A 26,175-nucleotide genomic window follows, 5' to 3' on the forward strand; every position below is an offset into this window, starting at 1 on the left:
CTTTCAGATTTGCCGCTGATCCGCGCGGCCCGGTTCCATCGGCGGCGGGGCAACCACCGTCGTCTCTGTCGTCACCCGCGCCACTGGCGGCGCGTCATCGCCGCCCGACGCCTCGAATCCGTCGCGCCCCAGCCTGATCGACCGCCGGTTGATCGCCAGCCCCAGCGACAGCAGCACCGCGCCGATGATGAGCAGGGCGAGCATCAGCGCGCGGGCCAGCGCCGCGACGCGCATCGGCGCCGTCGCCACCGGCCAGCCGCCGCGCCACAGGATCCACACCAGCCACGCCGCAAAGCCGGTCAGCACGGCGGCGCCCGCGATCGATGCGACCAGCGCGAGCAGCGCGCGGAGGTCTTTGGGCGGCCAGCCGGGGATCGTCACGCCCATCCCCCCGCGCTCAAGGCATCCTGAAACAGCAGGGCAATGCCGGCGACATCTGCCGCCCGGTCGCTCCCGTTGATGATCGCCCGCGCCGCGGTGAACGGCGCCAGCGCCGCCCGCTCGACCGGCAGGTGGATGGCCAGTGAATGGCCCTCCGAAAACCAGCCCTCGGTCATCCCCCGCACCAGCACCTGCGCGGCAATGTCCGGGCGCAGGGCAAGGTCAGGATCGGCGATCAGCGCGCCGCGCAGGTCCAGATCGCGGTCAACGCGCGCGTAGTTCGCCGGCCAGGTCAGCTGGACATAGCCGCGCCCGTAATGCGGGTAATAGCGCAGGTTCTTGCGCCGCCATTCCTCGCTCAACCAGTACGCCTCGCGCACCGGCGCCATCGTCTTGGCCGTTTCGTGGTAGGCGGTCGCCAGCCCATAGGCCGCCCAGGCGACCGACCAGCCGGCCGCGCCCATCGCGGCGAGAAGCTGGGTCAACCCGTCGACCTGCGGCTGCGACAGCGATCCGGCGAACAGCGGCCGGCGGATGGTCGAGAAGAACGCCTCCGCATCCTGAAGCGCGCGTGGCCTGGGCGCCGACAGCCCGATCGCGTTGGCAATGGCCGCGAGGGTCACCGGGCCGATCTTGCCGTCCGCCGGCACGCCGACGGCACGCTGTATGTCCGCGAGCGTCGCCATCATCCACGTCCTTTCAGATAGGCCCACACGAATGCGGCGGCGGTCGCCAGCCAGCCGAGCAGGGGCGAGCGCAGCAGCCACCCGCCGAAGCCGATCGCCCCGGCGCGCCGCTCCCGCTCGCGCTCAAGCACGGTCACCCGCGCCTCCAGCGCCGCGACGTCGGCCGGCAGGCCCTTCATCTCGGTGACGGCAATGACCAGCGCGTCGGTTTTCTGGCTCAGGTTGTTCATCGTGTGGATCATCTCGCGCATCTGGCCTTCGATCCGGCCCAGCGCGAAATCGGTCGACTGGCCGGCGGCGGCGGTCATCCCAGCGCCTCCAGCAGCGCCTTGGCCCCGGCGATCACCTTGTCCTGCCGGTAGAGCGCCCGGCCCAGTGCGTTCTCGGCCTGATTGGTCTGGTCGCGGGCGTTGACCGCTGTGGCCAGCAGCGATTCGACCGAAGCCCGCAGCGCCGCCACATCGATGCCAGGCGCCGGCGCCACGACCGGCGGCGGGTCGACCGGCGCAGGGTCAGCGGGGACCGGATCGGGCTGAGGCTCGGGATCGGGTTCCGGCTGGGGCGCAGCGTCGCCCCGTTCGGCCCACCGCACCAACCAGTCCTCAACAACCTCGTCGGCGCGGGTCTGCGAAATATAGGTGCTGACCTCGTTGCCGGCGCTCGCGCCATCCTTGCCGCCGATCAGATAGCGCGGCGCCATGTTCCCCGTCGCCATCGCGTCGGCGGGCAGATTGATCCACGGCGTCACCCGCTGGCCGTTGATCGTGGCGCCCGTCGTGCCGACCACATCATTGCCGGCAACCCTCAGCCGGCTGACGCCGGGGCCGACCAGAATGCCGTGCCAGGCGCTGCCGACGATGGTGTTGCCCTCGATCGTGATCCCGTCATGGCCGGCGTCGCTCTCGTAGAGCGCCAGCTCGTCGCTGATAAAAATGCCCTGGGGGAACTGGCCCGCCAGCCCGGCGATGAGATTGCGCTCAATCCTGATCGCCCGCGACCCGCGCGTCGTGCCGGTCGTCCACAACTGCGCGCCGTCCGGGTGGTCGCCGGGCGCAGGCGTGAAATCCATGATCACGTTGTCGAGGACATGGACCCGCTCGCACTGCGCGATGTTGATCCCGTCCGATCGGATCGCGTGGATGTGGTTGCGGGTCACCACCACGTCGCTGCACCGGGTCAGCAGCATGCCCCGGTGGAGCATGGTCAGGTCGCACCCGGTGATTGTCAGCCGCGAGCAATCGTCTGCGCGGATGCCCCAGCCCAACTGCCCGCCGCGCTCACCGGCGCCGCGCCACTGCACGCCGTCCAGCGTCAGGCCGGTGACCTTGTTGAGCCACAGCAACTGCGTGTATTCGGCTGGCGACCCCGTCAGGCTGAATGAGCCGCCCCGGAGCGTCACTGGCGGATCGAACGACAGCGGCCCGATCGAGACGGGACCGACGATGTCGCCCAGCTGGATGACGTCGCCGGCTTCAGCTGTGTTCAGCGCCGCGCGCAGTTCGGCCGCCGTGTTGATGCTCATGCTGCCCTCTCATAAGCGCCCGCAGCGCCCGTCCCATCGTTGCGCCGCGTCACCCCAGCCAGGTCGAACGGCAGCACCGCGTGTCCGGCCGAGATCCGGTCGAAGGCCGCACTGCCCGCCTCCAGCGTGTAGGCCCCGTCGCCGGCGCCCGCCCCTGCGCCGGTCACCGCCTTGTTGTCGGTAAATCGCACGTCGGCCATCACGGTCGCGCTGGCGCCGATCAGCGCCTTTTCGCCGGGGTATTCCTGCGCGAAGGTCCCGCCACCTGCATCGACGAATAGCGCCACCGTCCCACGGCAACCGACGCCCAGCATGTAGGGCCAGCCGCCCGTCTTGCTGGATGCATCGACATCGCCCCGGCCGCCGCAGAACACGTCGTGTTTGGTGTTGATCTGGGTATGGATCGACCCGATCGACGAGCACAGTTTATGCGCGCGCAACGTGCCGACAGTCTCGTTGTAGAGGATGTTCGATCGGGCGGTATTGCCATAGCCGACGATGGTGTTGTGCCAGTCGAGCAGGTGCGTGATGTTGCCCGTGCCGTTGTCCGACGACGGGCGATAGGCCGGGCTGGAACTGGTCGTCGTCCACTCGATCAGGTTGTTGGCGATCAGCGCGCCGTTAACGTCAGCGGTAGTGCCGATGCTGAAAACGCCGTTCGTCCCACCAACACCCCGGATCGCGTTGCACACGACGATCATCCCGGACTGCCCGCGCGCGCCGTTGGCCAGCAGCACGCCCTTCAGGTCGCACCCGGCAACCAGCCAGCCCTCGATCGGGTCCGTGCGCCCGTTCGCGCCGTAGGTCAGGCCACGTACCATGCGAATTTCCGCCGACCCGGCGTTCAGCACATTGCTGGCCGGGTTAGTGATCGTCACCCCGCCGTCGATGTAGAGGCTGTTGGCTGCGATCAGCGCCGAATTGTGCGAGGCGTTGTCCATGTCGACGTCGCGCAGGATCAGCCTGCCGCCGGTCGCGACGTTCAGCCCGTACACACCCGCCCGCGCTACGGTCAGGTCGCGGACGACGAGCCAGGTCTGCGACATGTTGACGTTCGCAGCGCCAAAGGTCAGCACCGCCGAGGCGCGCGGCACATCGGGATCGCGCTCGATGATGAGCGCCGCGCCGCTCTGCCAGGTCGGATTGTAGGTCGGGTTGGCGACAGTGGCCGCGTCCATGATGCGGATGCGGCAGCCATCGGTGTACGTATAGGTCGAGCGCAGCTTGTTCAGGGCGCCGGTGACAGTCGCAAACGGCGCGGCCTTCGCGGTCGAGGCGCTGGTCGACACGACCCCGGTCCCGTCGTTGCCGGAGGACGAGATATAGGCCAGCGGCGGATTAGCGGCGAGCACCGGATCGTGCGTAAAAACCTGCGGGCAGAACTCGCGGCTGTTGGCAGTCCCGGCAGAGCTATCGAGTACCGATGCCGCATCGCCTACCCACGGATAGACTTTTGCGTTCTTCGTGACCTGGCCGACGTTCAGCGACGAAATATCTATATCGTAGGGGTAGACCAGAACCGGGCACTTATCTCCGGGACGGAGCGAGATGGCCATAGCCGACACGGTCTGCGAGACGGTCGTCGTCCCATCTGTCACCGTTACGACGACGCAGGCGACAGGCTTGCCATCGCGAGCGTCGCGGTGCCCGGCGATGATCTCGCCAACAAGCCTGTCACCCACAACCTGCCGATCGGTTGTACCCCAATTTGCGACCGGCTTGGGGCTGCTCTCCGTGCTGTTGTTGGTGACGCCCGCGATCGTGTCGGTCGCATAGACATAATCGGACAGCACCACCGTGCCAGCCGTCCACGTCGCCTGATCGGGCCATGGCTCTCGCAGTCGCCGGGTGACGATCAGCGTGTCGAGATGCGTGGTCGCCGCGCCGGTCGCGCCGAATCCAGCCCGGAGCACGTAAACAGACTGCGGGTTCCCGGCTGGGTCGAAGGTCGGCGGCGTGCCGTCAGCCCATGCAGCCGTCCAGCCCGACACGTCGATAGACGTGACCAGAGGCGCCGGAGGCACAGGGCCACCCCCGCCGACGACAGCGGAGCCGTACCGCCCCTCACGCACGCGAGAATAGCCGTAGGTCATCAGGTCAGCGCCGCCCAGCTCAGGTAGCACGTCTCGCCCATGGGAACCGCGATCCACTCCGGTTGCCCCGCTTTCAGCACAAATGGCGACCCGGCGGGCGCAAGGTCGCCGGCACCGCCACGCATGTCGACACGACAATCCTCGCCAGCCAGCAGCCTGACCTCACACGGACCGGCGATGGCGCCGCTCGCGGTATTTTCGGCCAGGTCAACCTGGCCACGACCGGGCAGTGGCCCGAAGGGCAGGGGCTGCGCGGCGCCGGTGCGAAGCCCCGATGGATTATGGATCGAATAGTTGAGCGCCATGGTCATTCTCCAAGGGAATCGCAACGCGCGGCGGCCTGCGCGTTGATTTCGTCGACTTGTTCTCGCGGGGCTGTAATCATGCCGCTGCCACCACCGGCATTTCGTACAGCCAGCCCTTCGTCGCCCCAGTGTCGTCGATGTACGAGACATGGTATTTCCGGCCGACCGCGTTGACCTTGCGGATGTCGAGCGCGGATCCATTGTCCCGCACGTCGCCGATAACGCGCAGTCCCTGATTGATGCCGGTCGCTGTCATCGCAACCAGCGGGATCGACGTGTTCGCATATTGCACCCCGTCCGCGTCGAGCATTCGGGGATAGGGGCTCTCCAGCAGCACAGACCCGACGCTTTCGCCGATCGTGATCGCCGCCGGGAAGTTGCCGGTAAGCGCAGTTGTCCCGACCGTGTCGACCGTAACCGCAACGACCTGCTGATTGCTGTCGAGCACCGCGGTATACGTGCTGCCGGTCTTGGCTTCGGTGACGCTGGGCGCCGAGGTGTAGCCAGTGCCGCTTGCGACGACGACAGCGTGATCGACCTTGCCGTCACGGCCGAGGATCGCCACCCCGGCCGCTCCGCTGCCCCCGCCGCCGGAGAAGACAAGCCGCACGACGCGCATCGCCTGAAGCGCGTCAAAATCCCGCACCGACACCCGGTTCGCGTTCTCGACGTGAATCTGCGGGCCGCGATCAGCGTAATATGGATGGGCTGGATCGCTCGTCGATTGGAGCCCGCCACCGCTCACGATCACCGAGGACGTGTTAGGCGCGCCGACCTCGCCAATGACGATCGGGTTCGCGCACGCTTCCGTGTACGGCGTGATGATGTTCAGGCCGCGCGCGTGCCGCACGTAGAAGCCGTATTTCCCGCCTTGAGCGACACAACCCAGCAAGGTCACGTCATGGCCCGGGGGCAGGTCGCCACCCGTCACCGCCTGCGCTTGCTGGTCGACATAGATGCCGTACAGGTGGCCTCGTGGGCCGCCATGGTAGAGCCGGTCGAACACCATCCCGTTGCAGGTGGCCAGGATACGATGGCAGGCGTTGGTGATCGTAGCGCCGTTGGTCGAGACACGCGAAACCCGGCTGTTGTACATGTTCGCGTATGTCGCGCCGTTCGTCCATGTGCCGGTAATCCAGATATTCGACACGTCGAGGCCGAGCCCCGCGTAACAGCCCACTTTCTCTGTCGCGAGGAACAGCGCGTCGGCGCCGACGCCGTCGATGGTGAAGTTCTGGAACCGCAGGTTTCCGTAGGCGCCAAACGTGTCGTGCAGCGCGACCGCCTTGCCTGTGCCGTTGTAGACCAGCCGCGTCAGTGGCGAGTTGCCGACAAGAGAGACACCTTCTTGCAGCACCAGCGTCGACGTGCCGAGATTATAGGCGCCCTCGGGGAACTGGATCGTGCCGCCGCCGGCCGAAGACAAGGCATTGATCGCGGCCTGAAGCTTGGCCGAAATATCGGTCGCGCCGTCAGCGACGACGCCGTCGATGTCGAGCGCGGAGACGATATCGCCCAACTTGTCCCGGCCGCTGCGCGCCGCCGCTCCGGCAAGCGGCGCCTTGTAAGTGACCAGCTGCATGCCGCCGCTCGCCGCCAGGTCATCACGCAGACCGGGGTCATTGCCGTCGCCGATCGTGATGCCGACGATACTGCCGCCCGCGCCCACGCCCAGCGCCTTGCCGGCCAGCGCGGGCAGGGACGGCACCGGCGGCGCCACGTCGCCCGCCGGCACCATCAGCGCCCGCGTCGTCGTATCGGTCAGGTCGCCGGCAATCTCCTGGTCGACCAGGGTCAGACGGTCCAGCTGGGTTTCGTGCGCGTCGGCCGGGAAGCCGTCGTTCGGCACATAATCGGCCTGCTGCAGTCGCGCCGTCCGCCGGAAGCGGCGCAGCCACTTGCCCGGCGGGTAGGCGGCCACGGTCAGCACCATCGCCGTTCCGACCCGCCCGTTGCCGGTAATGCTGTAATCGACCCCTTCGGTCAGCAGCACCGCATCGGCCAACGCGCCATTGGCGCTGTCCGCCAGATAGACGAACAGGTCGCTGTTGGAAATGAACTGAAGCCCGGCGGGAAACTGCATCGTCACGCCGTTGCAGGCGCTCGACGCTTCACGCGCGGTCGTGCTGACCGTCATTCTCGCCCCCATCGCGTTCTGAAACCCGGTCGGGGGCGAGCCTGCCCGGGCCTGCGTCAATCACACGCCCGCTTTTGGCGGGCGCGCATCTTTATGCGATTAAATAGCGAATCGGGCAAGGGGGGGGATGAGATGTTCGCAATGTTACTTATGCTACTCGTGCAGTCGGGGAATAACTTTTCTGCTGACGACCCTTACGGCTTTCACGCACAAGGCGCCGCGCAGAAAAGTTGGATGGACTGCGTTTACAACGCCGCGAACCAATACGCGAAATCAAGCGAATCGGCCGGTGACATAGCAACTGCTGCCGTTGGGAGCTGCGATAGAGAGCAGAGCGTATACGAGAACGTGCTTGTTAAAATGTTTGCCGCCGGGAACGGGCCTCGCGCCTTCGATATAGCTCGCGGTCAAACACAGGAGATTCGTACTAAACTGCGCGAGGGCTTGGTGAGTTATATTATCCAAAGTCGAGTAGAGCGATAATATTCTCTCTATTGGCGGGCGGTTGCGATTTTCGCGTCACCAAGTCAAAGCCGCGCCAATAACGCTATTCCGGCGTCTCGCCCAGCACGGCATTGGACAGGTCAGGCGCGCGGTCGGGCGCCGCTTCGCCGGCCCGCCACCACTGCGCCTGGCCAAGGTCGTCGGCGCGGCGTTCCACCCGTCGCCAGGCGTCGTCATAGTCCGGGTCGGTCAGCCGCTGGAGCTGGTCCAGCACCAGCCGCTCATAGGCCAGCCTTGCATACCACAGCGATCCGCCCGGTGTGTATCGCTTCGCCAGCTTGGCCAGATCGCGGCCGGGGTTGATGGTGTCGTCACCCGCTGCCGCGCGCAGCGCATAGCCCGGCACGACCGCCAGCCCATCGCCCAGCCCCTGCGCCACCGGCCCGGCCAGCGTTGATCCGATGCCGCCGCCGAATCGGTTCTGGCTGGCCTGCAGGAAATCGCCGAATATGCCGAACCCGCCGCCCTGCAGCATCGCCTTGCCCCAGAATTCAGGCGCGTCCATCGGCTTCGGGTCGCGCCCCTGGGCGATTTCGCGCAGCTGCACGGCCAGCGCGCCGAGCAGGGTGGTGGTAATGGTCAGCCCGGCGGCATAGCGCGCCGCGTTCCACCCCATGCCCTCTATCATCCGCGCGCCGTGCGTCAGGATCATCGACACGCCGAACGACTTGAACAGCGCGCCGTTGCGGATGATCTCGCCGCCCAGCGTGCCCGGCCGCTGGCCGAAACTCAGCGTCGCCTTGGCCCGCGCCGTCGCGGTCGGCACCGCGTAATCGGTCTCGCTCAGCACCATACGCAGCATCGCGTCGCCCAGCGCCACGTCCGCAACGTCATCCGGCCGCAGCCATTCGCCGCCCTTGTAGCGATAGGGCGCCGTCGTACGGATCGCGTCCCAGCCGGCCGCATCTATGCCGTGCCGCTCCATCATACCGCGCAGCGCCGGGTTCAGTTCCGCGAAGCGCCTGCCGCGCACGTCGGCCAGGTGGCCCAGCACCTCCATCCCGAACGCCCATCGCCCCGCCTGCGTCCAGATCGACAGGCCGGACAGGCGCAGCACCGCGTCGGACAGGCGCGCCGCCACCTCCGGCCCGTTGCCGGCGTCGATATAGCGGTTCAGGCTGGCCGCGCGGTGCGCCGCTTCCTCCGCCATCAGGCCCAGCCGGATCGCCGTCTTGCGGTCGGCGCCGTTCAGCGGGTTGAGCAGCTTCAGATAGCCGGTGATCGCGCCGGTGATCGGCAGGCCGTTATAGCCGCGGGTCATCGCCTGGAAGCCGACGTCCGTCGTCGCGGTAAGCGCCGCCGACCCCAGAAACGCCGATGTCAGGAAACTGCGCACGCCGCTCATCTGGCGCGCGGCCATCTGGTTGACCGGCGAATTCATCTGCCCTGAAACCACGTCGTACAGATGGTCCAGCTTCAACGTCGCGCCGCGCGCCGCATCGACCGCGCCGATCCCGGGGGCGCCGTCGGTCGCGGCGGCCTTCTGCAAGCCGTCCTGCATCCAGCGCAGCGTTGCGCGCGGGTTCGGCCCCATCACCTCCATCAGCGCGATATCGCGCGCCATGCCGTCGATATGGCCCATCATCGCGTCGAACGCGCTGCCGGTGCCGAACCGCTCCTGGTACGCCATCCAGTCGTCGGCCGATTTGAAGATCAGGAAGCGCGGGTCGGCGCGCCGATTGGCCAGCTTGCCTTGCCCGCCGCCACCAACCGCCCGCTTTATCCATCCGTCGGATCGGATCGCGTCGAACACGTCGCGCAGCGCGGCGTCCAGCGTGTCGGCGGTGAACGGCGCGCCGGTCTCGAAATCGATCATCCGCGACAGGTCCAGCCGCGGCGCGATCTCGGCCCGCCACGCATCGAACCCGGCGGCGCGGACGCGCACCATGTCATGCGCCTGCGGCAGGCCCCAGTCCGCCAGATGGCCGATATTGCCGCCGGCGGCGTTGAAGCGGCGCCGCAACGTGTCCGCCGTCGCGCCGAACGCCTCCGCCAGTTCGGCGGCGGACGCGTTGCCGGTCTTTTCACCGAACCGCTCGCGCACCATGTCGCGCAGCCCGGCCTTGTCCCGCGCCTCGCCGATCAGGTTGCGGCTGTGCCGGCTCAACACGCCTTCCATCGTAGCATGCGCCCGCCCGGCGATCGCCCGGTGCTGCGCCTCGACGTTCAGCACATTGCGCCCGCTGCCCGCCGCCAACACCTTCGTTGCCGCGCCCGGCCCGCCGCCGGCGGCCTCCATGTCGGCGGTAATCCGCTGCTGCGCCTTCACCTGCAGCAGGGTCTGGCGCTTCGCCAGCGCCGCCTGATATTCCAGTTCCCTTATCGCCGCCTCGCTCGCCTCGGCGGCGGCGGCCTCCGGCCCCATCTCCCGCGACAGGCGGGCATAGTGCCGGGAATAGGCGCGCTCCGCCTTCTCCGCCTGGGCCTTGCTGATCCGGCCATCGGCGATCAGGCCCGGGATGCACGCGGGCAGGCTCATGCGCCACCTGCCTTGCCCGGCGGGGCCATGCACCCGCGCAGCGTCGCCGCTGCGTCGATATCGTCGTCCAGGTCTTTCAGCAGATCCGGCAAACCGACATCGTCGCTATTTTCATCGAGTCTGAACGTCTGCTGCGTATCGCGCGTGTCGAACAATCCGCCTTCGCTGCCAGGCGCCTTTTGGGCTTTTGCCGATCGGATGCGTCCTTCGGCCTGCCGCTCCAGTACCAGGCGCCTGTCCGCCGGCCCCGCTCCACCAAAAGCATCCATTTGCAGATCGTGCGCCAGACTGTCGCTCTGCGCCCTGGCTTCAGGCCCAACAGGGTCGCTGAACTTTGCTAATCCGGCTTCCTCGCCGATCGACGCGCTAAGGCCGATTTCTCCGCCAACATTCGCTCCCGCGCCGCCAAGTTCGTACTGACCCGCGCCGCTCTCGCGCGGGTCTCCGGCGCCAGCCGCGAATCCTTCGAAAGCGTCATCATCAATCTCGCTCGCGGGTCGTCCGCCATAACCAAGCGCCTCCTGATCGGCGTAGATAGCATGGAGCGGCGAGTCTGTCTCTATTGCGGCCGCGCGGACAGTCTGTTCGAATTCGAACGCAAGCACGTCGTCGATCGCCGCGCCAATATCGCCACCATTTTCCTGCGCCTGCTCATAAACCATGCGCAGCATCGCGTCGTCATAATCAAAGCCGTTGCTGGCGAGATTATCATCGATCGCGGCGAACAGCGCCTCGTCGCTATATGCTTGCTGCTTCGCCCCGGCGGCTTCGATCGTGGCCGTCAGGTCTGTCGCGGCGAACTGCTTCTGCGCCGACGCGCGCTCAATATAGTCCAGCACGCCCGCAACATCCGGGCGCTCGGTAGTGGACGGTGGACCGAAGTAACCGGCCTCGTGCAGCAATTCTCCAGCCCTGTCGATCGACATGCCGCCACGACGAAATAGCGGCCCCGATCCGCTGACCATTCGTTGCAGGCCACGACCCTTGACCAGGTCATGCCCCTCATTGTCTAACAAGCCACCACGATCACCGATGAATGTTATCGCATCGACCGGGCCACGTCGCTGCAACGCCCGTCGTATTGAACCAGAACGCCCCAGGATAAGGCCGGACTGCCGGGTGGATACAAGCGCCTCCAGAGCGCGGCGAACATCAGCTTCGGTCGCATCCAGCTTACTCGCAAGCTTTGCCGCGTTGAGTGAAGCGCGCCGATCAGCCACCACGTCGCGCAGGCGCGGCATGAGTGCCTTAACCTCGGCGGAAAGCGGTTGCGGGCTTGGTCCGGCGGGAGGCGACGGCGCGGCTTCCTCCACGCTCACCAGCCCGTCGATCGCATCGTCTGCCCGCCATTGGTCAAGCTGCGCCCGCGCGTGCGCCTCCGGGCTGTCGAACAGCTCGACGCGCAGGTCCGCGCGGGTCGGCTCGCCATACACCGCCGGCGGCTCCGCTTCCGCGAAGGTCGGCAGGACGTCATCGGCTATGCCCGGCCGCCCGCCTACCACCGCCTGCGTCGGCGCGGCCTGGCCCATCTTGCGGTCGGCCCAGGCGATAACCTCGGCCGCCGTCCGCCCCTTCAGGAACGGATTCGCGCGGATGGCGCCTTCGGACAGCAGCCGTTCCACCGGCGTATCCGGGGCCGCGCGCAGCAGCGCCAGCCCACCCTTCTCGCCGGCAAAGTGAAGCAGGTACAGGCTGCCCGCCGTTTCCGGCTGCCCGGCCCGGTCAAGCGCCGCCGCATGGTCGTCGGTCAGGTCGTGCATCAGCACGTCCTGCACCGCGCCGTCCCCGCGCCGCGCCAGGATCGCCGCGTCGCTCAGGCCGGCACCGCCATAGCGCCGTTTGAAATAGGCCAGCCAGGTCGCGTCGGTGAACTGGTATCGCCCCGTCGCGCTGGATCGCGCCTGGCCGGTGCGCGGGTCGATCGGGCGGGCTGCATCGTTCCCGGCGCTTTCCGCGGCGCGCACCCGCGCCATGAACTGCGCCCGCGCCGGCGCCCGCAACCGTGCCGGGTCGACGGCGCCGGCCGCGACATCGGCGGGGGACACGGTTTCGGGCACTGGCGCCGTGATCGGCCGGCCAAGCGCCATGTCGTCCATCATCCGCCCCAGCCGGTCGACATGCGTCGCCGCGCCGGCCCCGCCCGGCGAGAAGGGAGACGATTCGGTAACATCCGCGCTGCGTTCCAGCACCGCCATTGCCGCCCGTTCGTCGGGTGTCATATTGGCGTCGGGCACCGCCGCACGCATCTGGGCGACCAATGCGCGATCCGCCTCCGTTCCGGCGGCAACCCGCCGCGCGCGGATCGCGTGCGCGACCTCTCCAATGCCCTGAATGCCGCCGCCGATCGCCACGCCGGCCAGGCCCTGAACGACGATATCGAACGCCGCGTCCTCTGCCGTCCGCCCCACGCCCAGCCGGTCGGCCGACCGCTGCACCAGCGGTTCGGACGCCACGGCGATGCCGGCGTTCAGCGCGCCTTCGCGCAGCCCGACGGACAGGATCCGGCGGGCAGGGGTCAATGCCGCCGGCGCGGCGCCCATCCCTATGCCGATATAGCTTTCCGGGTCGTCATAGGCCGCGCCCACCGCGCCCAGAAACGCCGCCAGCTTGCCGCCACCGGTCAGGCGTCCGGCGGCGATCGCCGCTTTGCGCGCATCGGCCTGCTGGCGGCGGATCGCCAGCGCGCGCAGCGACGCGCCGTCGACCACATCGGCGAAATCGGGCAGTCCCGATCGCTCCTGTGGAGTCAGTTGCGCCCAGGCGTCGAACAGCGGGCGGTTGATGTCGCCCTGCGGGATAAACCGCTCCGCAAACCCGCTGCCGCGCACCGTCGTGCCGAAGATAGTCGGCTCGACGAACTCGACCGGGTAGCCGCGCTTGCGCAGATAGTCGCGCAACTCCCGCCCGGCCGCCTGGGTATAACGGGTTTCATTGGTGCCGATGTCCGGCCCCGCCTGCGCCTGGGCAAAGCCGGTCGACCAGCTTCGGCGGTCGAAGAAGCCGATGTCGGGCCCCAGATCGGCAGCGCCCGGTTCAGGCGGCCGGGGGGTATAGGCAGCGGCCGGCCCGGCCATCAGCGCACCTTGCGGATGTCGAGCAGCGACGGCGTGCCGTTGCGCGCCATCACCGGGCGGCCCTGTGCATCGACGAAATGATACTGCCCGTCGCCCACCGCCAGCGGGCTGTAATTGCGGCGCAGCGTCGCCCAGTCCAGCTGTCGCCCGCCGGCATAGGCATTGGCCGGGCCGCTCAGGCGGGACAGCCGCCGGTCGAATTCCGGCTGGCTCATGTCGTCAGGCAGCAGGATCGGCTGGCGCCGCCAGCTGCCAATGCCGCCCAGCTGCTGCCCGCCGCGATAGCCGCCGCCCAGCGCGATCGTCGTCGCCTGCTCGAACGTGTCTGGATCCCAACGCTTCTGGCCGGCATTGCTCAGCATCGCCGCCGTGATCGCCGCGGCCACCTCACGCGCCGCACGGCTCATGTCGGTGTCGAACCCGCGCAACGCGATCGCGGCGCGCCGGTTGAACGCCATCGTCACCGCCGCCGGCGGCGCCAGGTCCGGGTTGGTCGCCAGCGCGTCGCGCCCCGACAGCGCCAGGGTCCGCGCATGGTCGGGCAGGGTGGCGGCAAGCTGGAACACCCGGTCGTTCGGCGCCAGTTCGCGCGCGGCGGAAAAGGCGGCGGGCTGGCTCATCCGGCTCAGCAGGCCCAGCACCTCACGCCGCCCGCCGGGCGTTTCCATCATCGGCGCCAGTTGCGCGCGCATGTCCTTGCTCAAATAGGTCGGCACCGGCATCTGCCGTTCAGCCGCGTCGACCCGCATCGCGCGTTCATAGGCATCGATGCTCGCCGGGTCGGTCCAGTTCGGCGGCGCGATGTTCGGCTCTTCCGTCCGCCGTTCATCGCGCAGGCGGGACAGGGCGGTGTGCATCCGCACCTTGTCGGCGCTTGTCCGCCACTTTGGGTCTGCCTCGATCCTGGCCAGCGCGCCGGTAATCTGGACGGCCGACGCCGCCCTGTACGGCGCCACCGCCAGTGCCGTCACCTGCGCTTCGCGCAACTGGTCGGCGCGGTGACTATCCCCGCGCGCCGCCGCCCGCGCCGCCATCGCCCCCAGTTCGGCAGGGTCATAGTCGACACCGTCGCCGACCCGCGCCAGCACCGTTTCTTCCTCATCCTTCTGGGCGGCGACCAGCTTTGCCGCCTCGCGATCGGCGGCAACGCGCGCGCGGGCAACATCGGCTTCCGCCGTCCGGCGCAGCTGCACGATCTCGTCGGCGGAAAAATCCTCGTTCAGGAAGCCTTCGTCGATCAGCGCCAGTGCGCCTTCCGGGTCGTCCTGGCGAAAACCCTGCCACGCCGCGCCGTGGATCGTCCGCCGCGCCGACTGCCGCAACTTCTCCTTATGGTCCGCCGGCATCGATGTACTATCGATCGTGGTGTAAAGCGCCGACAGCGCCGTTTGCTGGTTGGTTCCGTTATAATCGGCATAGACATTCGCGCCGAACTGGCGCTCGGCGACTTCGTAATCGTCAACCTGCTTCTTGACCCGCATGCCCACGGCAAAGCGCTGTTCGTCGACTTTGGCGCCGCCGGCGATCCGGGCCACATCCGGCGTCAACGCCTGCAGCACGCGCCGGTCGTCGATCGTGCCCATGAAATCGGCGACGCGCTTGTCGATCAGGTTGCCGACCGCCTCTTCATGCCCAGCCGCGCCAGGCCCGGCATTCTGGCGCATGGTGTCGATCTCGGCGCGCAACTCCGCCTGCAGCTTCGCCATCGCCGCCGCGCGATCGGCCATCTTGGCCTGCACGTCGCGCTGATCCTCCAGCCGGGCGATCTGCAACATCTGCTCGCCCACCGCGCCCACCGCCCGCGCCGCGCCGACGCCATAGGCGTCCGGGTCCACATTGGGCAGGCGCGCGGGGGCGGCGCGAACGCTGCGCGTGTAGGTCGGCGGCACCGCCATCAGTATCCACCTTTGGGCAGAAGCACCGGAAATCGGAAAGCGCCCTTCCAACCCGGCATGTTGACCTCACCCGGCGCCTTTTCGACCGGACCCGTAGGAATCGGCAATTGCTGCGCCCCCGCGCCGGCAACGGCATTGCCGGCGTCGGGAACCGGCGTCATCGCCGCCGCGCCGGCGCGGAGCACACCACTGAACAGCGCGAATTTTGCCGATCGGCGGGACTGGCGCGCGGCCCGGCGCAGGCTGTCCGCCTCGCTTGCCGCATTGTATCGGCGGTTCAGTATGTCCGCCTCGCGCGCCGCTGCATTCTGGTGCAGCAGGTCAAGCGCGGATCCGGTGCCGACGCGCACGCCATTGGCGCCCAGCGCGGCAATCGCTTCGCCCGATGTCGCCCGTTCCCGGCGGCGGATCGTATCCACATCCAGTTCGCCGGCCAATTCCTCACGCCGGGCATTCTCATCCTGCGCGCGGGCCTGGGCGCGCAGCGCGCTATTCTGGCCGATCCCCTCCATCAGCGCACTTGCCGCCATCAGGCCGATCGCGACCGGTCCCCCTGCCATCAGTCCATCTCCCCGGCGATGCGCGCGTAGATCACCATGTCGGTGCCGTCCGCCGTATAGTGGCGCAGCACGCCTTCCCGCTCGAAACCCAGCAGCCGCGCCAGGACATGGCCGCTGGCCATGTCGCCGCGCACCAGGCAGTCGATCCGGCGATAGCCGCTCGCCTCGAATACCCGCCGGATCGCCCGGACGATCGCGACCATCGCCGTACCCTTGCCATCGCTGAACAGCGCCCAGGCGGTCGCGTGGCGCGGGTGACTTTCAGCCAGCCCGGCGCACAGCAGTACCCGCTCCGCCGCGCTGACCGCGAAGGCAGGCCCCAGCGCCGCCGCGCCGCCCAGCGGCCCGTCGCCGATTTCGGCCAGCTGCGCCGCCTGTACGCGCAACGTGGCGAGATGCTGTCGCGTCAGCGGTTCGATGCGGATCATGCCTCGCCCACCTCCACCGCCGCGATCAGCGCCGTCACCGTCGCTGGCACCGGCTGAAACCGCTCGATCACGATGCCGCCTTCACGGTCGAAATCGCCGATGGTCTCGATCGGCAGGTCGCCGGTGAACAACGGCACGGCCGCGTCCATCGGGTCGGCAGGTATGCGGGTTTCGATCGGGAACAGCTCGCCGTCCTGCACCTGCACGCGCAGGCCCTGGGCTTCCAGCACGCGCAGGGTCAGCGCCGCGATCCGCTTGATCTTGCCTTGCGCCGTTCCCTCGCTCGCGCCCGCTTCCAGCGGCATCGGCTTCAACCGGGCCGGAAAGGCAAGGCCCAGCGTCACGCGCGCCGCCGGGTAGCTGATCGCCCATCCGCCGGCGGGGCCGATGGTAATGTCGGGGTGCGGCTTGCCATCCGCCAGAACCTGCACGACCTGGCCGGCCAGATGCGCCGCACCGACGCCGGCGGCAACCGGCGCGCCGCTATAGCTCAGCCCCGCATCGACCAGCATCGCGCCCAGCGGATCGTCGCCTTGCTGCCAGATCGGCGCCATGCGCAGGATCAGCGTGTCGGCACCCAGTTCGGCGGCAATCCATATCTGGTCGCGCTGGCCCGATGGTTCGGTGATCCGGCAAAGCGATCGCGCCGCCATGCCGCCGCCCAGACGCCGTGTCGACCAGCCCGTCACCTGCTGCCCCGGCGAATAGGTCAGCGCCGCCAGCCGCCCGTCCGCCTGCGCCGCCCACAATATCCGCTCCGGCTCCTGCTGCCACGCCAGTTCGACGAAACCGCGCGCGCCGATATGATCGGCCAGCCGGGTCAGGTCCGGCGCGTCATAACGGTCGGTCTGGATCGAATAGGCCATTTCCATCAGCTTGCGCAGCGCCCGCTGGACGAACAGCACCCGCCCGTCCGCCTGCACCGGCCGTGCCCGCGCGCTGCCGTTGGACGATTGCAGCCGCACGTCGAATATCGGCGGCCCGGCGGCTTCGGTCTGGGTCAGCACCCGTTCGACCGTGTATTCCGCGCGTTCCGTGCCGAGCAGCAGCAGCCGGTCGGCACGCGCCCAGTTGATCCGCGCCGGGTCGGGCAGGGTGAAACTGCCCGCCAGGTCGCGCTGGAAATCGCCGCTGGCGTCGCGCCGGGCGAAATTCTCATAATCGCCGACGACGCTGACATAGGCGGTATTGTCCTTGGTCAACACCAGGCATTCGTTCCAGATGCACACCGAATCCGGCCAGCCGCGCCGCGCGCTGAACACGCCGAACGCCCATCGCCAGCTTCCTTCCGACACGACGCTGTCGGCCAGCGGCTTGAGGACGGTCGCGCTGACCGTCGTCGCATTGGTGAAGGCGGTGATTCGCACCAGTCCGAAACGGCCGTAGAGGAACGTCCACGGCACGCCGTAAGGGCCTTTGCCGTTGATGTCCGTGCCGGTGCCGGAACCATCCCATTCGGTGCCGCTGTCGTGGAACGGCGCCACCGTGCCCGTCCGCCCGCTGCCGCCGCCGCTGTAGATATAAACCTTGCCGCCGAACGCCCGCTTTGCCCCCGTCGTCACCTCGATCCCCGGTTCCCAGGCGGCGATATCGCTGAAATCCGAAGCCTCGATCTCGATCAGTCCGCCGACATCGCCGGCGGCGAACAGCGCGCTGGTGGCGGTCAACGTCACCGCGCCGGTCGCGGCGCTGGCGCTGATCGTCACGCCTTCGTCGATATTGCCGTCGCCGATCGGGCCGCCGCGCAGGGTCAGGTCGGCCAGGGTGAAGCTCTCCGCCCCGGTGCGGCTCAGCTTGCGCATCGGCGCGCCGCCGCCGACCAGATACAGAACATCGGCCGATTGCTGAAAATCCAGCGACCGAAGCTGGTCGATCGTATAGGAATGGGCAATCTCATACGGCACGCCCGGCGCCGTTTCGATGCGGACATCGTTGGTGTAGAAGCGCAGACGCCCGGCGCTGGCCTCGATCACATAGCCTTCGGTGACGTTATATTCGAACGGGATCAGCCGGCACGGCCCGGCCGCCTTCTCGACGAATATCGTGCCCGGCGCCGTTACCGCGCAGCCCTGGATCAGCGGCAGCCAGCCGTCCATCGTTTCGCAGCTGATCGGGTACAGCCCCTGGTCCACCCGGCCGCGCAGCCGGGGGGAAACCTCTCCGCCGTTGAAACTGGCGATGATCGCGGTCGACCTGTCACCCATCGTCAGGCGCCATAGGGTCGCTCGCGCGCGCCCAGCCAATCGCTTCTGAAACTCGCGGTGCGGGCGGTGCGCCCGGTCGCCAGCCCGTCCTGCCGGCGCGCATCGGCCATCGCCTTGTCGTACATGCGCTCCATCCGGTCCATCATCGTCCCGCTGGCGGTGATCGGACGCGCCATGTAGAACCCCAGCCGCGCGGTGAATGCCGCCGTGAAGCCGGACGACCAGCGGGCGACATCCTCGATGCGCCGAATGTAGCGGATGAACAGCGGCCCGTTGCCGTTGGCCAGGATATACTGGCCTTCCTGCTCCCCCGCGAAATGATCGGGATGGTCCTCGCGCCAGGGTAGCCAGCGCAGCAGGTCGGCGGGCAGTTCGAACGCCGCCGACCAGCCGGTTGCCGGCACATGGTCCCCGCTGCGCGCGATATCGGTGCGGGCGACCGCGAAATTCCACGGATGTTCGGCCAGCACCTCGTCGCGCGTCTCATCCCACAGGCGGAACGCGACCTTGGCGGCCGGGCTGTTGTCGGTCAGGCTCAGTACGCGAGAGGTGCTGCCAAGGATGGTCAGCGCCTTGTTGACGATGCGCGTCTGCGAAGCCTGTGTCGTCACCCGCAATCATCCTCTATGTGTTGAAGGCGGGCCGCCACCCCCGTCTCGCCACGGCAACGCGGCCCGCCTTCTTCACCCCCGCGCTCAGCGCGCGCTGGTGAGCATCACGACCTGAAGGATACCGCTTGACGGCAGGTCAGCGGCGCCGATCGTGATGATAACGTCCTCTGCCGCCGCCAACGGATCGTCGTCGAGCGCGGAGGAAAGCATGAACAGGGTGGGCGTGGTGGCGGTATGGGTCGCCGCCGCCCGATATTTCGCCGGGGTGGTGGCGTTGCCGATCGCGATGGTCGCCGAAGCGCCCATCGTCACCGATGCGAGCAACAGCCCGTACAGCACCTTGTGCCCGGCCGGGATGCGGAAGCAGACATTGCTGTCGCCGTTCGCCCGCTTCACCGTCGTTTCTGACAGGTCGAACGTCGCGGTGAATGCGCGCACGCGACCGCCGAGCACGCGGCCGTCGGCGATCTTTTCGGGCACGCTCCCATCGAGGACGCCAACCGTTTCCTTCGAATAACCTTTTGCCATGACAGGCCCTTTCTGTTGCGCGACGCAGGCTGGTGATCGAACCGGGGGGCGGGAAGGCCCCCCGGCGGATCATTCCGTCACCAGGATCTGGAACGCCTTGTCCTCGTTGACCCGCGTCGCCGCGACGCAGGTTTCGCCGTAAATCTGCCAGCTGTAGCTCTTGTCTGCGCGCTCGCTCACCCGGCCGAAAAACTCTTCCCAGGACCCGCGGTGCATCGCGGAGGGGACCAGTACCGGCAACGCCCGCTGGCCAGCCGTCGGCACGCTCAGATTGAAGCTTTTCGGATAGGCCTTCTGGTTGCCGAATTCCGTTTGAAGGAAGCGGAAGCCCATGAAATCGGCGACCTTGCCGGTCTGCAGCGCCTGCTGCAGCAGCGGGTTGTAATCCCGACTCTGGACCTGGTTGATCCGTAGCAGATCGGCCTTCTGCTTCGACGTGATGAGGATGATCGGCTGCTCTTCCTCCATGTCGACCAGCGCGGCCTCCATCATCTGCTGCATGCCGATCAGCTTCTCCAGCGTCAGGCCGGTCGCCGCACCGGCCCCATAGTCCGCCGCCATGATGTTGGCGGACTTGAACGGCACCGACGACAGCGAATTCTCGCCCGCGCCGACCCAGGCGTTGCCGAAGAAGCCAGCGATGACCGCGTCGTCATGCGCGCGACGGATCGCCTTCGCGGTCTGCACCGACGCCGGCGACTTCAGGTCCAGCTTCGTCGTCGCCATGTCCGTTCGGTCAAGCAGGGGCGACACATCCTTCGGGCGGGGCTTCATGATCCAGCGCCGCGTCACGTCCATGTCGGTATTGCGCGTGTCGGCGTTGCGCTCGGTGCGCTCTTCCGCGACCAGATCGTCGAAACGATCCTCGATCTGCGCCATCTTGTCGCTGTACGACCCGCGCGACCCGCACAATATGTCGAGCTTGCCGGGTTTTTCGTTCAGTTCATACGTCACCGCCAGCCGGTATTCGACCGTCTGGGTGGTCTCGATCGCCTGCGGCGTGCCAGGAATTGCCATGGGATATCCCCCGATGAAACGGTTGCCGATAAAAGCTTGGTTTCGATCGGGATGGCCGACATATGCCGGGGCCGGTCTGGCGAATTACGGGACGCTTGGCCCGCCGCTGCTTTCGCGGAATGCACCGGGGCCGCCCTGGGGCGGGATGGCCGGATCGACGCGGACACGCCGCATCGCTAGGGGCGGAAAATAAGGCCAGCCCGCGCGCGCTGTCAACTGCCCGCGCGGGCTGCCCGCCCCGGCTTAGCGCGCCGGCGCCGCCGAAAGCGCCTGCCGCTTCGCCGCTTCCAGCAGCCGCGCCCGCTGCGCGACCACCGTCGCATCGCCCGCCGCCAGCTTTTCACGCCAGTTCTTGTCCTTCTGCAGCGTGGTCAACTGCTGCTCGGCATTGGCATCGCTTGCCGTCATCACGAAGTCGTCTGCGCCATCGACCCGGCCATGCTCGCCGACCAGCTCGGCCAGCTTCATGAATCCCGAGACCAGCTTGCCACTCCCCAGTTTCAGGTCCAGTTCCTCCGCGTCGGCACCGTCGAAGCCGGCCTTGGCGAACAGGGCTTTGGCCGCCGCCAGCTTTGCGGGATATTCAACGCCCATCTGGGTCTTCAGCGTCTCGATTTCCTTGTTCCCGGCCTCCATGAACGCGTTTTTCGCTGCGGCCAGCCGTTGCGCGTCATATTCGGCCAGCGCCTTGGCCTGCGCCGGCAGCAGACCCAGCTTGTGGGCCAGGCCGGCGAACTCCCCCAGCGCTTCCGGCGACTGCCCCTCGCCGGGCGTAAGGCCGTAACCGGCGGCGTCGGCGGGGCGACCCAGCGCGTCGAAAACCGCGCCCCACGCCTCCGGCGCGGCATTGGCGGCCGGCACGGTCAGCTTCGATTTCGCCACCTTGTGCGCCTCGATATGGGCGCGCCCCAGTTCCTCGACCGACTTGTAACGGCTCAACGTCGCGTCGCCGCGCAGATCGTCGGGCAGGGCGCCCAGCCATTCGGGGGCCGATCCTCCGCCACCCGCAATCGCAGCCGCTCCAGCCGTCGTGCCCGCGTCCGCTGCGCCACCCTCCGCCGGGGCCTGTCCACCGTTGCCGTCAACCATTTTCAACATCCTTCAGCTGTTGGGTAAGGCGTGCCAGCCGCGCCTCGTCGACGCGCAGCTGCTTCATGATGTCGATCAGCATCGCGCGGCGGCCCTCATTGAAGGCATGGACGCGCGGATCGGGGTCGAATGTTGACCGATCGCCGAAATTCCGGCGCGACAGGTCGGCCAGCCAGGCGATCGCCGCCGGGGTCAACTCGCTGTTTTCGTCGCGGAACACCGCCTTGGACAGGCGAAACGGCTCCATCGTCCGCGCCATCAGCCGCTTGATGCTGGCAATTGCGGACCGGCCGCCATGCTCGACGGCGCGGATATCGCGATCAAGCGACATTCTGCGCCTCCGCTGGCATCGCACCGCCCAGGTTGCGGGCGATCACCGATGCGCGATCGCCCAGTTCCAGTATCTGGGCGGTCTGCGCCGCTTCGGCGTCGGCCGCCTGCGCGGCGGCGATTTCGTCTTCGCTGGCCTCCCAACTCGCCGGCACGCCGTGGATCTTGCCAAGGCCGTCAAGGACGCGCTCGGGCGGATATTTGGTCAGCAATGCCTTCAACGCGCCGCCGCTCTGGTCCGCCTGCATGATCGGCGCGAACCCCTGCAGCAGCTGATAGAATCCGCCCGCCTGTTCCGCCTTGCGCGCGCGCGCCAGCGGGTTTTCGTACACGGTTTCGAACAGGCCGCCGGCCTCGATCAGCTCCGGCGGCATGTCGTCCAGCATGCCCATCTCCGCCATCAGGTCCAGCTCGCGGTCGGCCATTGGCGTGAACCATTCATGTTCCTGCCGCTTCAGCGGCGCCAGCAATATCCCTTTCTCCTGCTCGCGCTGCATGATCTCGGTCGCCGACACATGCGATTTCACCTCCTGCCGGATGGTGTACAGATCCTCGAAGAACGCGCGCTGGATGATCGCCCGCGTCGTTTCCTGCAGGCGAAGCGCCATCGACAGGTCCGGGTCATCCCATAGCCGCTGGATCATGCGCTGACCGCGCTCGTCGATCGCGCCGTAGCTGATGCCGCCCGGCGCGTAGAACAGCATTTCGTCCTGCATGTCGCTGGACACGCCCAGCGCCGGCCGCGCCATGAACTCGATCGCCGTCACCAGGTCGCGTTGCATGGCCTGGCACGCCTTCACCGCCGGCAGCACGTTGATCGCGGGCGATCGGCCATATTGCTCGGTCGGGCTTTTCTCGTATCGCGACACGATCAGCGGCATCCGCCGATAGCCGCCTTCATCGAACACCTGCCGGTCGCTGACCGACAGATACGCGCTGTGGATGCGCATCGCCCGCGCGTCGATTCTGTCGGGGTCGTGGCGCGGATTGGGCTGAAGGACGTGGATGTAGCACGCCGTGTCGTCCAGCCGCTTGCCGTCGCGCTGCGCCTTGGCCGCGCAGGCCGGCGGGTTGTCCGGCCACTTCTGCAGGGCCTGCCTGTGGGTCAGGTGGAACCGACGGTGAACGATGTCGACTTCGCCGCGGTAATTTTCCTGGATGAAAATCTGGCCGATATGCTCGCTGCGATAGCTCAGGCCGACCGCCCGCCCGGTGCCTGGCTGCCGCAGGCTGTCCACCCACATGCCCTGTACGCCGAAGGCGAGCAGGCTGGCGACGCTTTCATGGGTCTGGTTGGCGAAACCCGAATAGGGTGAATTCCGCAAGGCGAACAGCCGGTCTGTCAACTGTTCGAACCACAACCGCACCCGCTGGTTGCGCAACAGCGCTTCGTCGCGCGCCATCAGCCGCTGCCACAGTCCGCCTTGCGGAATGACCTCGCCCTCGAACACGGCAACGCCGTGATCGAGGCTCAACATCGCGGTTTCGTCGAATATCCGTTCCGTCCGGCGCAGCCCTTGCGTCGCCGCGAAATCGGACCCCAGGAATTCGGCCTGGCGGGGCAGCAGCAACTGCGCCACCTCCTGCCACAGCCCCTCGAAATTCGCGCGCGCGGTTTCCATCACCCCCTGCCGCCGCAGCAGGTCGTCGGCATTGCTGGTATCCGGCAACATGGTCATCGCCCGCGCCCCCGTTCGTCGGTCAGAAGATCAGGTGCCCGCCGGGCAGAAACGCCCGCCGCCCACCGCCGGCGCGCAAGCCACCGGAAATCGCGCATCGAACGCCGATCCCGTCGCCGCCGATCAGCCAGACCTCATCGATGTTGGCGTAGGGCTGGTCCCCGTTCAGATGCACCGGCTTGTCGTAAACCACGCGCCCGTTGTTGACGGACACGTCGCCGGCATCGATCGGAATGGGGCCGATCCACGGTACGAATGCACCGTCCTCGGCAAAACGCAGCCGGGCTTCGCCGCTCCAGGCGATCTCGGCTGCGACAACCGCACAGCCGCTGTTCGCGACCTGATAGTCCAGCGCAGCCTGCTCGCGCGCCCGCATCTCCGCTTCCTCCCTCGCTTTGGTCGCCGCCTTCTCCGCTTTGGCGCGCTTCTTGGCGGCGGCGTCCGCCTCCGCCTGATCGGCCAGGCTGGTCACGGCGTCCGCAGCACCCACCTTCTCGCCGCCGGCCGCCGCCAGTTCCCTGGCATGGAGAGCCGCCTGCTCCTGCACGAACGTGTCCAGCGCGCCCGGCAGGGCGGCGGCGACCGCCTTGCCGACGGCAGCGTCCAATTCTTCATGCGTGACAAAGGGCAAGCCGCCCGGCCAGCCCCCAGCGCCAGGAACCCCTTCGCCGTCCGCCCTATCGCTGGCATCGCCCACCGCCTTCACGTCATCGCAATCGATTTTCGCGACCGGATCGCCCGCAACGCCGCTATTTTCCGTGGTTTCGTCCGCCGCTGATTTCGCAGTCTGCGCAATTTTCGCCGGCTTTACCGCTGTCTTGGTCATGGTCCGTCTCCTTCTTCCGGTCACTGCCCGAGCAGCGTTTTCGCGCCAGGCGTCACCGCCTCCGCTCCGCCGCCGGTCAATTCATTGGCTCCGGCGCCCCGCCGGCGCCGCAGTTCATCGTCGCGCATCGCCGCTTCCGCGGCGGCATTACGGGTCGCCGGCATCGTCTGGGCCACCGGCTTCGGCTTGTTGAAAGCGCCGGCCAATGCCAGCACGGGCGACAGTGCGATTTTCGCGATATTGCTCATTATCTCACGCTCCCGGAAAAGTATCCCTGGCCATATTCAACCTTGCTGCGCGCCTTGCGCCGGTCATGGCGCGCATCCATGTCAAGTGTCGGGTTTCCACGTTTCTTGAAGCCGCAAATCAAATACTGCCCGGCATCGTGGACATGACTGAAATCATTCTTTTCCGGTTCGTCGCGCCACCGTCCGCCGCCGCTTGAAAGCTTGGTGCGCTGGATGACATATCCGTTGTTGAAGCCCCGTCGGAAATGACGGCAGGCAGGGGACACCAGCAGCCCCGGTTTCGATCCGACATTTCGTGTCAGGCAACCGCGCACCGCTTCCAGCCGGGGCGTCAATCGGTTGCCCTTGACCGGCGAAGGTTTGACCCGCTGGCCAAAGGCGCGGCCGAACGCCTGCGCCCAGCTCAGATCCTCTTCGTCCCCGCCATAGAACATTGCCGGATCGCCCCAGACCTCGCCCACCCGCGCGCGCGGCCACTGTGCGTCCATGAACGCGCGGGCCTCGCGTCCGAACGATGTCGGGCCAAGCTTCGCCAGCGACTTGCTGTCGTCGGCGTTGAACACGACAAGCTCGCCGATCACCCGAACCTGGCCGTCGTCGGCCTGCTGACCGAACAGGATTGCCGGGGTGCTGCCCCCGTCGACGCCCAGGCTGATCGGCACGCCCGGGATCGGCTTCAACGCCTCCGCCGCGACATGGAACCTGTCGTTGAATTCCGGGTAGACAGGCTGGCCGTTGTTGACCGCGCCGAATTCATTGTCGACGAACCGCCGGACCTCGTTGTCCGACATGCCGATCATCATGCGGTCGTAATAGCCCTTGGGCAGGTTATCGATATTTTCGGCTTCCGGCGTCCGGCCGCCCGGCTGTCGGTGGAATTCGATGCCGAACAGCGGGCCGTAGGCTTCGCGCAGCAGGGTCAACTGTTCCGGCGGAATATCCAGCCGCTTTTCGACCAGCAGGTCATAGGTCCAGTTGTCGACATCGGGCGCGTTCATGTCGGCGATGATGCCGCTCCACGCGCACCCGCCGTCTTTCGCCATCGGATAGCGCCCGACGCGGGGCAGGCCGTATTTCAGCACCTGCATGTCCAGCGTGTCGACCTCGTTCAGCCACAGCAGGGTCAGCGCCATGCCCTTGAAAACCTGTTCGGCCTTCAGGTCGCCCAGCGCGCGGAACAGCATCTCGATCTCGACGGCGCCGAAATTGGGGATGTCGATCAGCAGGCGATGCGTTTTCGTCTCGCCGTTGTAATTCGCCTTGGTTTTCGGAAACCACGCGAACCAGTCGGCCATCACGTTGGTTTCAAGCTGGGAATAGGTCGCGCGGATCACGCACACCCGGCAGCGGCGGATGCCGTCGGGACCGGCATTCTGCCACATCGCGGCGTTGACGATCTTCTGGAAGCACGACGTCGTCTTGCCGGACCCATATGGCCCCATGATCGTCGATATGAACGTCCGGTCGCGGCGGAAGCGATCGGCGACCGGCCCGACCGGCAACATCGTCACCGCCCGCGCCTCGCCGGCCGCTTCGTCAAGGTCGTCGATCGCCGTCACCGCGTCACCTGGCCGCTGGC

Annotated in this window: 22 protein-coding genes; all 22 read right to left on the minus strand. The window is 67.5% G+C overall.

Going from position 1 to position 26,175, the window contains the following annotated elements:
- Positions 1 to 3 precede the first annotated feature (3 nt).
- Complete coding sequence (locus ACMT1E_RS04275; protein ID WP_414902451.1) at positions 4 to 381, minus strand: hypothetical protein; 378 nt, start codon at positions 379 to 381, stop codon at positions 4 to 6.
- Positions 378 to 1,067 carry a hypothetical protein gene (locus ACMT1E_RS04280; protein WP_414902452.1) on the minus strand — a complete coding sequence of 230 codons (690 nt, stop codon included), beginning with the start codon at positions 1,065 to 1,067 and terminating at the stop codon, positions 378 to 380. Before ACMT1E_RS04280 ends, ACMT1E_RS04275 begins: the two co-directional genes overlap by 4 nt.
- Positions 1,067 to 1,375, minus strand: a complete 309-nt coding sequence (locus tag ACMT1E_RS04285; protein WP_414902453.1) for a hypothetical protein — start codon at positions 1,373 to 1,375, stop codon at positions 1,067 to 1,069. Before ACMT1E_RS04285 ends, ACMT1E_RS04280 begins: the two co-directional genes overlap by 1 nt.
- Positions 1,372 to 2,589, minus strand: coding sequence for a nitrous oxide reductase family maturation protein NosD (locus ACMT1E_RS04290; RefSeq protein WP_414902454.1), 1,218 nt, complete (start codon positions 2,587 to 2,589; stop codon positions 1,372 to 1,374). Before ACMT1E_RS04290 ends, ACMT1E_RS04285 begins: the two co-directional genes overlap by 4 nt.
- Positions 2,586 to 4,613, minus strand: a complete 2,028-nt coding sequence (locus tag ACMT1E_RS04295) for a hypothetical protein (RefSeq protein ID WP_414902455.1) — start codon at positions 4,611 to 4,613, stop codon at positions 2,586 to 2,588. Before ACMT1E_RS04295 ends, ACMT1E_RS04290 begins: the two co-directional genes overlap by 4 nt.
- Positions 4,614 to 4,681: 68 nt before the next feature.
- The gene (locus ACMT1E_RS04300; RefSeq protein ID WP_414902456.1) at positions 4,682 to 4,987 is read right to left on the minus strand and encodes a hypothetical protein; all 306 of its coding nucleotides are present in this window, start codon (positions 4,985 to 4,987) and stop codon (positions 4,682 to 4,684) included.
- A 76-nt stretch (positions 4,988 to 5,063) separates the two neighbouring features.
- Positions 5,064 to 7,124, minus strand: coding sequence for a glycosyl hydrolase family 28-related protein (locus ACMT1E_RS04305; RefSeq protein ID WP_414902457.1), 2,061 nt, complete (start codon positions 7,122 to 7,124; stop codon positions 5,064 to 5,066).
- A 547-nt stretch (positions 7,125 to 7,671) separates the two neighbouring features.
- On the minus strand, positions 7,672 to 10,107 hold the full coding sequence (locus ACMT1E_RS04310; RefSeq protein ID WP_414902458.1) for a hypothetical protein: 2,436 nt from the start codon (positions 10,105 to 10,107) through the stop codon (positions 7,672 to 7,674).
- Positions 10,104 to 13,181, minus strand: a complete 3,078-nt coding sequence (locus tag ACMT1E_RS04315; protein ID WP_414902459.1) for a hypothetical protein — start codon at positions 13,179 to 13,181, stop codon at positions 10,104 to 10,106. The genes ACMT1E_RS04310 and ACMT1E_RS04315 overlap by 4 nt, the downstream gene beginning before the upstream one ends.
- On the minus strand, positions 13,181 to 15,076 hold the full coding sequence (locus tag ACMT1E_RS04320; protein ID WP_414902460.1) for a hypothetical protein: 1,896 nt from the start codon (positions 15,074 to 15,076) through the stop codon (positions 13,181 to 13,183). The genes ACMT1E_RS04315 and ACMT1E_RS04320 overlap by 1 nt, the downstream gene beginning before the upstream one ends.
- Positions 15,076 to 15,636: a hypothetical protein gene (locus ACMT1E_RS04325; RefSeq protein ID WP_414902461.1), complete on the minus strand. Its 561-nt coding sequence runs from the start codon at positions 15,634 to 15,636 to the stop codon at positions 15,076 to 15,078. The genes ACMT1E_RS04320 and ACMT1E_RS04325 overlap by 1 nt, the downstream gene beginning before the upstream one ends.
- Positions 15,636 to 16,064 (minus strand): GNAT family N-acetyltransferase, encoded by a 429-nt coding sequence (locus ACMT1E_RS04330; protein ID WP_414902462.1) that lies wholly within the window; start codon positions 16,062 to 16,064, stop codon positions 15,636 to 15,638. Before ACMT1E_RS04330 ends, ACMT1E_RS04325 begins: the two co-directional genes overlap by 1 nt.
- Complete coding sequence (locus tag ACMT1E_RS04335) at positions 16,061 to 18,268, minus strand: hypothetical protein (RefSeq protein WP_414902463.1); 2,208 nt, start codon at positions 18,266 to 18,268, stop codon at positions 16,061 to 16,063. The genes ACMT1E_RS04330 and ACMT1E_RS04335 overlap by 4 nt, the downstream gene beginning before the upstream one ends.
- 2 nt (positions 18,269 to 18,270) lie before the next feature.
- A complete protein-coding gene (locus ACMT1E_RS04340) occupies positions 18,271 to 18,879 on the minus strand; it encodes a hypothetical protein (RefSeq protein ID WP_414902464.1) in 609 nt (202 codons plus the stop codon).
- 84 nt (positions 18,880 to 18,963) lie between these two features.
- A complete protein-coding gene (locus ACMT1E_RS04345) occupies positions 18,964 to 19,407 on the minus strand; it encodes a hypothetical protein (RefSeq protein ID WP_414902465.1) in 444 nt (147 codons plus the stop codon).
- 69 nt (positions 19,408 to 19,476) lie between these two features.
- Positions 19,477 to 20,424 (minus strand): phage capsid protein, encoded by a 948-nt coding sequence (locus tag ACMT1E_RS04350; RefSeq protein WP_414902466.1) that lies wholly within the window; start codon positions 20,422 to 20,424, stop codon positions 19,477 to 19,479.
- A 243-nt stretch (positions 20,425 to 20,667) separates the two neighbouring features.
- Positions 20,668 to 21,513, minus strand: coding sequence for a hypothetical protein (locus tag ACMT1E_RS04355; protein WP_414902467.1), 846 nt, complete (start codon positions 21,511 to 21,513; stop codon positions 20,668 to 20,670).
- Positions 21,506 to 21,844 (minus strand): hypothetical protein, encoded by a 339-nt coding sequence (locus tag ACMT1E_RS04360; protein ID WP_414902468.1) that lies wholly within the window; start codon positions 21,842 to 21,844, stop codon positions 21,506 to 21,508. The genes ACMT1E_RS04355 and ACMT1E_RS04360 overlap by 8 nt, the downstream gene beginning before the upstream one ends.
- On the minus strand, positions 21,834 to 23,522 hold the full coding sequence (locus tag ACMT1E_RS04365; protein ID WP_414902469.1) for a portal protein: 1,689 nt from the start codon (positions 23,520 to 23,522) through the stop codon (positions 21,834 to 21,836). Before ACMT1E_RS04365 ends, ACMT1E_RS04360 begins: the two co-directional genes overlap by 11 nt.
- A 22-nt stretch (positions 23,523 to 23,544) precedes the next feature.
- Positions 23,545 to 24,348: a hypothetical protein gene (locus ACMT1E_RS04370; protein ID WP_414902470.1), complete on the minus strand. Its 804-nt coding sequence runs from the start codon at positions 24,346 to 24,348 to the stop codon at positions 23,545 to 23,547.
- Between the two features lie 20 nt (positions 24,349 to 24,368).
- On the minus strand, positions 24,369 to 24,596 hold the full coding sequence (locus ACMT1E_RS04375; protein ID WP_414902471.1) for a hypothetical protein: 228 nt from the start codon (positions 24,594 to 24,596) through the stop codon (positions 24,369 to 24,371).
- A complete protein-coding gene (locus tag ACMT1E_RS04380) occupies positions 24,596 to 26,155 on the minus strand; it encodes a hypothetical protein (protein WP_414902472.1) in 1,560 nt (519 codons plus the stop codon). Before ACMT1E_RS04380 ends, ACMT1E_RS04375 begins: the two co-directional genes overlap by 1 nt.
- Positions 26,156 to 26,175: the final 20 nt, after the last annotated feature.

It is taken from the genome of Sphingomonas flavalba, from assembly GCF_047553045.1.
Classification (GTDB): Bacteria; Pseudomonadota; Alphaproteobacteria; order Sphingomonadales; family Sphingomonadaceae; genus Sphingomonas_L; species Sphingomonas_L flavalba_A.

What these genes read in the sequence shown, in the direction of transcription:
- ACMT1E_RS04280 (WP_414902452.1), bottom strand. Translation starts at nt 1,067, where the DNA reads ATGGCGACGCTCGCGGACATACAGCGTGCCGTCGGCGTGCCGGCGGAC.
- ACMT1E_RS04285 (WP_414902453.1), bottom strand. Translation starts at nt 1,375, where the DNA reads ATGACCGCCGCCGCCGGCCAGTCGACCGATTTCGCGCTGGGCCGGATC.
- ACMT1E_RS04290 (WP_414902454.1), bottom strand. Translation starts at nt 2,589, where the DNA reads ATGAGCATCAACACGGCGGCCGAACTGCGCGCGGCGCTGAACACAGCT.
- ACMT1E_RS04300 (WP_414902456.1), bottom strand. Translation starts at nt 4,987, where the DNA reads ATGGCGCTCAACTATTCGATCCATAATCCATCGGGGCTTCGCACCGGC.
- ACMT1E_RS04305 (WP_414902457.1), bottom strand. Translation starts at nt 7,124, where the DNA reads ATGACGGTCAGCACGACCGCGCGTGAAGCGTCGAGCGCCTGCAACGGC.
- ACMT1E_RS04310 (WP_414902458.1), bottom strand. Translation starts at nt 10,107, where the DNA reads ATGAGCCTGCCCGCGTGCATCCCGGGCCTGATCGCCGATGGCCGGATC.
- ACMT1E_RS04315 (WP_414902459.1), bottom strand. Translation starts at nt 13,181, where the DNA reads ATGGCCGGGCCGGCCGCTGCCTATACCCCCCGGCCGCCTGAACCGGGC.
- ACMT1E_RS04320 (WP_414902460.1), bottom strand. Translation starts at nt 15,076, where the DNA reads ATGGCGGTGCCGCCGACCTACACGCGCAGCGTTCGCGCCGCCCCCGCG.
- ACMT1E_RS04325 (WP_414902461.1), bottom strand. Translation starts at nt 15,636, where the DNA reads ATGGCAGGGGGACCGGTCGCGATCGGCCTGATGGCGGCAAGTGCGCTG.
- ACMT1E_RS04330 (WP_414902462.1), bottom strand. Translation starts at nt 16,064, where the DNA reads ATGATCCGCATCGAACCGCTGACGCGACAGCATCTCGCCACGTTGCGC.
- ACMT1E_RS04335 (WP_414902463.1), bottom strand. Translation starts at nt 18,268, where the DNA reads ATGGGTGACAGGTCGACCGCGATCATCGCCAGTTTCAACGGCGGAGAG.
- ACMT1E_RS04345 (WP_414902465.1), bottom strand. Translation starts at nt 19,407, where the DNA reads ATGGCAAAAGGTTATTCGAAGGAAACGGTTGGCGTCCTCGATGGGAGC.
- ACMT1E_RS04350 (WP_414902466.1), bottom strand. Translation starts at nt 20,424, where the DNA reads ATGGCAATTCCTGGCACGCCGCAGGCGATCGAGACCACCCAGACGGTC.
- ACMT1E_RS04355 (WP_414902467.1), bottom strand. Translation starts at nt 21,513, where the DNA reads ATGGTTGACGGCAACGGTGGACAGGCCCCGGCGGAGGGTGGCGCAGCG.
- ACMT1E_RS04360 (WP_414902468.1), bottom strand. Translation starts at nt 21,844, where the DNA reads ATGTCGCTTGATCGCGATATCCGCGCCGTCGAGCATGGCGGCCGGTCC.
- ACMT1E_RS04365 (WP_414902469.1), bottom strand. Translation starts at nt 23,522, where the DNA reads ATGACCATGTTGCCGGATACCAGCAATGCCGACGACCTGCTGCGGCGG.
- ACMT1E_RS04370 (WP_414902470.1), bottom strand. Translation starts at nt 24,348, where the DNA reads ATGACCAAGACAGCGGTAAAGCCGGCGAAAATTGCGCAGACTGCGAAA.
- ACMT1E_RS04375 (WP_414902471.1), bottom strand. Translation starts at nt 24,596, where the DNA reads ATGAGCAATATCGCGAAAATCGCACTGTCGCCCGTGCTGGCATTGGCC.